General features: G+C 35.3%; 3 protein-coding genes. All 3 read left to right on the top strand.

What is annotated here, in order from left to right; genetic code table 11:
- The first annotated feature begins 1,342 nt into the window (after positions 1-1,342).
- Positions 1,343-4,534: a SusC/RagA family TonB-linked outer membrane protein gene (locus Q8907_11110; protein ID MDP4274816.1), complete on the top strand. Its 3,192-nt coding sequence runs from the start codon at positions 1,343-1,345 to the stop codon at positions 4,532-4,534.
- An 18-nt stretch (positions 4,535-4,552) separates the two neighbouring features.
- The gene (locus tag Q8907_11105; GenBank protein MDP4274815.1) at positions 4,553-6,073 is read left to right on the top strand and encodes a SusD/RagB family nutrient-binding outer membrane lipoprotein; all 1,521 of its coding nucleotides are present in this window, start codon (positions 4,553-4,555) and stop codon (positions 6,071-6,073) included.
- 13 nt (positions 6,074-6,086) lie between these two features.
- The coding region (locus tag Q8907_11100; protein ID MDP4274814.1) for a DUF5011 domain-containing protein at positions 6,087-6,344 on the top strand (258 nt) is incomplete at its 3' end.

Below are 6,344 nucleotides of genomic sequence, written 5' to 3'. Positions count from 1 at the left end.
TTTAGAGGTTAAAAGTCCCAAATTGATGGGAAAGTCACTATAGATTACGAAAGGAAAATAGTCCGGGCCGGTTCATGCAGATCCGGCCTTTTTTTAATATTCACATTCCCGGTTGGTCTTTGAACCCTTTGAACCATATTGAACCATTTCAAATCATCTCAAACAATACCTAACCACAAGGAACACAAGGATTACACAAGGATCACAAAGGAATTTATATTCTTAGTGCCCTTAGTGGTAAATGTATTAATAGGTCACCGCTACGCGGCTTGATTACTTGATTTCACTATCTTTTCTACAAATAGGACGCCGCTATGCGGCTTAATATAAAATTCATTCCGGAACCCCAGAAGCTTTGAACCATCTTATACCCCTTGAATCATCTCAAACTATCTCAAACTATCTCAAACTACCTCAAACAATCTCAAACAATTATTTCAACACAAGGAACACAAGGATTACACAAGGTTCACAAAGAAACTTTAAACCAATTGAACCCTTGAACTATATCAAACCATATCAAACCATATTAAACAACTTCAAACAATCTCAAACCACTTGTATTCTCCGTGTCTTAGTGGTAATGTGTTTTAGATTGTTCTATTTGTGATGGACGGGGCGGATCTTTTCAAATATTCAACTCTCCGGGACTTGTAATCCTGCTCTTTTTTCATTTCAAAACTTTAGGCCAGGATTTGTTTTAAAAAAATACCCTCCGGCCTTTTTTCCCATGAATTGGTTAGTTACGCTTTTTTACTTTCATTTTGTAATACCTTATATATATAGTAAAAAATCCGGAGCGAATTTTTTATTTTAAAAGTATTCCCAAAATATCAGGAGTGGTTAAGTGATTGATAGATTATTTTTTATTAGGGAGCCGGGAAATCTTAAAAACCTGTCTGAAAAAGGCCAACAATTTAAAATTTTAAACAGTTTAGACAGAAAAGGGTTCATTCAACACAGGATAATATGAAAATAAAAGGCCTGATTAAACAACTGTAGTCAAAAAGTCAAAAAATATATATATTTTTTACCATAAAATAGGTATGAGCTACCATAAAAATGGTATTTGTTTTTGAAAAATTAAATAAAAAGAGGGGTATCTAAAAAAAATATAAAAAATATTTTAAATTTTTTTATGTTTTTTGAATTTGTGTATCAGTCAGGATTATAGTGAGTTAAATAAATTTCAGGGGAAAAATAAGCTTAAAAATTTGAAATCAAAATAGGTGTTAAGCTTTCAAATCATGTAGGATATTTTGATTTTAATAATTATTTTGTACCTTAGCAACTGAAAAGTGTACTAAATTTATTTTATTATTTAACTTAAAAAGTTCTGTCTATGAAACGATTTACTTTTTTACTTGCATGGTTCGTGTTTGCAGGGCTCTCGCTTTTGCAGGCTCAAACGGTGCAAATTTCAGGTACAGTAACGGGGGCGGAGGATAAGCTTCCGGTTCCGGGTGTATCTGTAGTTGTGAAAGGCACAACAGTGGGTGCTGTGACTGATATGGATGGGAAATATACCCTGAAAGTACCTGCCACCGCAAAGACACTTGTTTTTAGTTACGTTGGTATGAAGACTAAAGAAGCTGCCATTAATGGCCAGTCTGAAATAAATGTGGTTTTAGAATCCAGCGCTACTACTTTGAATGAAGTTGTGGTTACCGCTATCGGTATAAAAAGAGCTGAAAAGAGTTTGGGTTATTCAGCCACCCAGGTAAATAGCGATGAGATTACAAAGGGTGGGGACAGAAGCATGGTCAACTCCTTGCAGGGCAAGGTTGCCGGTGTTTCTATTTCTTCTGCATCCGGTGCTCCTGGTGCTTCTACAAAGGTTATCTTAAGAGGCTATTCTTCAATTGGTACCAGCAACAGTCCTCTTTATGTTATCGATGGTATTCCTATTGATAATGGTGAAACTCCTGTAAATTCTCAGTCAATTAGCGGAGGTACTACTTCCCGTGCTGTTGACTTTGGTAACAGGGCCAATGATATTAACCCGAATGATATTGCCACCATGACTATTCTGAAAGGTGCAGCTGCTACTGCTTTGTACGGTTCTCGTGCTGCCAACGGTATCATCATGATTACCACCAAGAGTGGCTCTTTGAAACAAAAAATGAAAGTTGATGTTTCCACGGGACTTACTTTATCAGAGCCTTTGCGTATTATGCAAATGCAAAATGAGTTCGGTACCGGCTGGAATGGTATAGATGACCAGACACAGAATGGAAGTTGGGGACCTAAATTTGACGGAAAATTGAGAGCTTGGGGTAATATCGTTGATAATACCCAGCTTTATAAGCCATATGTTGCCTTAAAAAATAACGTAAAAGATTTCTTTGAAACTGGTAAGAGTTATGATAATAATATTGCCATCAGTGGTGGTACTGATAGAACAACTTATTATTTATCATATAATAACACCAATGATAATGGTATTATCCCCGGCAACAAAGATGAATACAAACGTAATGCCTTTACTTTAAAAGGGTCAAATAAAGGTGATAAACTCACGAGCACTGCTTCTATTAATTATATCAATAAAAAAGGAAGAGCTGTAACAACCGGCCAGGGTGGTGCAGATGGTGCAACCATGTGGGAAAATCTGCTGCAGATACCCCGTGATCTTAGTTTGGTTGATATGAAAGATTATAACAACAAATTCTACAATATAGATAACTTCTTCACTCCTTATGCAACCAACCCTTATTATGCTTTGAATGAAAATTCAAATGACTATAATGAAGACCGTGTGATCGGTAATTTAAACCTGAATTATAAATTCAATGATTGGCTGTCAGCCGAATACCGTTTGGGTGGCGACATTTTAAATTCCCAAAGAAAAGACTGGGTAGCCATTGCTATTCCGTCTGCTGGCTCTTGGAATGACTTAAGAGGAGTTCAAAAAGTGACGGGAAGTGTTGAAGAATTAGCATATTATGGCAGGGAAATTACCAGTGACTTTTTGATTACGACCAGCAACCATTTTACCGATGATTTTGCTGTAAATTCCGCTTGGGGTTATAATGTGAACGAACGCTACAATAAGCAGGAATATGCCAGAGTAAAACAATTAGATATTCCTTATTTCTATAATTTATCAAATAGTTCAAAATCCCCTTATACTTCTACCGATATTTATCAAAAACGTTTGTATGGTGTTTACGGACAAGTGGATATGTCTTATAAAGACTTTTTATTCTTGACTGTAACAGGTAGAAATGACTGGTCTTCTACATTACCCAAAAATAAAAATTCGTTCTTTTATCCGGGGTTAAATGCTGGTTTTGTATTTTCGGATGTTTTGCCTGATGCTTTAAAAAATATAATTTCATATGGTAAATTGCGTGGAAGTTGGGGTAAAACTGGTAATGATGCTCCTCCTTATTCTGTTTATTCTGTATTTCCTCAAACAAGCTTAAGGTTAGATTATGGTTATTTGAATTTTCCTCTCTCTGGGGTGAATGCTTTTTCCATTGGCAATCAAATGGGTAATTCTGGTTTAAAACCTGAAATATCTTCTGAATGGGAAGCCGGTGCAGAAATGAAATTCTTTAACAACCGTTTAGGAATAGATTTTACTTATTATGATAAGACAACTAATAATCAGATATATGCCGTTCCAATACCTCCTTCATCAGGTTATACCAGTCAGGTAATGAACTTTGGTAAGATTCAGAATAAAGGTATTGAATTGTTGGTTACTGTAACTCCAGTGAAAACTTCTGATTTCGGATGGGATTTAAGTTTGAATTTCTCGAATAACAGGAATAAAGTTTTATCATTGACCAGTGGACTTGATAAGATCGTTCTTGCTAATGCTTATGATGTTGATTTCGTTGCAGTTAAAGGACAGCCTATGGGCGTTTTCCAGGGACCTGTTCCTATGACAGATGATCAAGGCCATGTGGTTGTTGATTCAAAAGGATTTCCTAAATCAGCTGCTGATAAAGGAATTTATGGTAATGCACAGGCTAAATACCTGATGGGTATTACCAACCAGTTGAAATATAAGAATTTTGGACTTTCATGTACTTTTGATATTCGCCAAGGTGGTTTAATATATTCCGGTACTGCAGAATTAAGCTATTTTGTTGGGAACACTACTCAATCCACTTACAATGATCGTCAGCCATTTATTGTTCCTAATTCAGTGGTTGATGATGGTACAGGTCATTATATTGCAAATACAACTCCTATTGATATGTCTAAGACGACAGATTATTATTATCATACATCTAATTTGACAATTGAAAGGAATTTAGTTTTAGACCGTTCTTATGTGAAATTACGTGAAGTTGTATTTACTTATGATCTGCCTCAATCGTTAATTAAGAAATTACCTGTAATTAAAGGTTTAACCCTGGGTATTGTTGGTAAAAATCTTTTATTGTGGACTCCCAAATCCAATAATTTCATAGATCCTGAAACCACTACTTATGGTAATGATTTAGCCGGTGATTTTGGCGAATTCAGAGGTCTTCCAAGTGTAAGAAGTTATGGTGCCAATTTGAGGGTTACTTTTTAACATTAAAATTTGCTAAATATGAAAAATATATTTAAAATCAGTTTATTACTGCTAACTGTCCTGTCTGCTTCTTGCAGTAAGGATTGGTTGGATGTGAATACAGACCCGAATTATGCTTCAAATGCCACACCTGAATTGGTTTTCCCTTCAGCTGTAGCTTCTACAGCCAGTGTGATAGGAGGACAATATAATATCATGGGTTCTATTTGGAGTCAATATTGGACACAGAGCAATGGTGCCAATCAGTATAAAGATATTGACAGGTATAATATGACTACTGCTGATTTCAATAATCAATTTTCTAGAATTTATTCCGGTGCTTTTGAGGATTATAAGTATGTCGAAGAGAAAGCTGCAGCTTCTTCAAATTGGTCATTTTATTTGATGGCAACTGTAATGGAAGCATATTCTTATCAAATGATGGCTGATTTGTATGATCAAATTCCTTACACTGAAGCTTGTTTAGGTGATAAAGGAGTTATTCATCCTCATTATGATAAAGGTCAGGTAGTTTATGATTCTTTGATTGTTAAGATTAACAAAGCATTGGCAAAACCTTTGAATGAATTAAGTACTGCGCAAGCTGCCCAAGATTTTGTTTTTGGTGGGGATTTAACTAAATGGGCTCAATTCGCAAATACATTAAAGCTTAAGATTTACTTACGTCAGATGTATGCTGCTGGTAGAGAGTCAATAGTTAAAAAAGGAATTGAAGATGTTTTTAATGATCCTAATGGATTTTTAGATTCTGATGCTGCAATGACACAGTTTGTCGATGAGGATAGTAAAAGTAATCCTACTTATGAAGACAATGTGCGTCAGTTGAATGTGGCTACTAACCTTAGAGCTAGTACAACACTTTTATTTTATTTAAAGGATCATGGTGATACGCGGTTAAGTAAATTATTTGCAACTGGTTCTGCTGGAACCTACAAAGGTTTAGGACAGGGCGATTATGCTGTAAGCACTGATATTATTGATCCGCCTACTATTTCTGTGGCCAAAATGACTGCTACTGATCCTGTTTATTTTATTTCAACTGCAGAAAGTTATTTTCTACAAGCTGAAGCAGTTGCTTATTTTAATTCTAAGGGTTGGTCATTGAATAGTTATACTGATAAAGATTATTATGATATGGGTGTTGAAGCTGCTTTTGATAAGTACGGTATTGATGGAAGCTCTTTTGTTGATGTAGGTGGAGAGTATGAATATCCTTCCACTGGAAATTTTGAAGATGAACAAAAAGCTATTATTACACAGAAATGGTTATCGATGGTAGGTTCAGAAGGATTGGAAATGGTATTTGAACACAATAGAACTCATTATCCTGCTACAAGTTCGGTTTATTCAATGAATGCCGATCATGTTACTCAAAATAGCAATTATGTGAGTGGAAATTATGTTCTACCTGCAGGGGCTGTAATTCCTTCTTTCCCACAGAGGTTATTGTTCCCTCAATCTGAAGAAGAGAGAAATCCTAACTGTCCAAAGGTTAGTGAAAATCCTATTACTAAAAAGGTTTGGTGGAATCAAAAGTAAATAATTGAATAATATGAAAACAATAAAGTATTTTATAATAATATTTCTTGGGGTTTCTTTGTTTGTACAAAGTTGTACAAAAGAAGATACCAAAGATGTTTCTACTGTTACTACTCCTGCTTCTATTACTTTAAAAGGGGATCAAACAGTTTATGTAATCCAAGGACAACAATATGTTGATTCTGGTGCTGTAGTGACCAATGGGAAACTTGTTAAAACTACTGGTAGCGTTCTTACTACTGTTCCTGGTTCTTATGTTATTAAGTATGTG

This window comes from Bacteroidota bacterium, assembly GCA_030706565.1.
Taxonomy (GTDB): Bacteria; Bacteroidota; Bacteroidia; order Bacteroidales; family JAUZOH01; genus JAUZOH01.
This window is presented reverse-complemented; position numbering and strand designations above follow the sequence as displayed.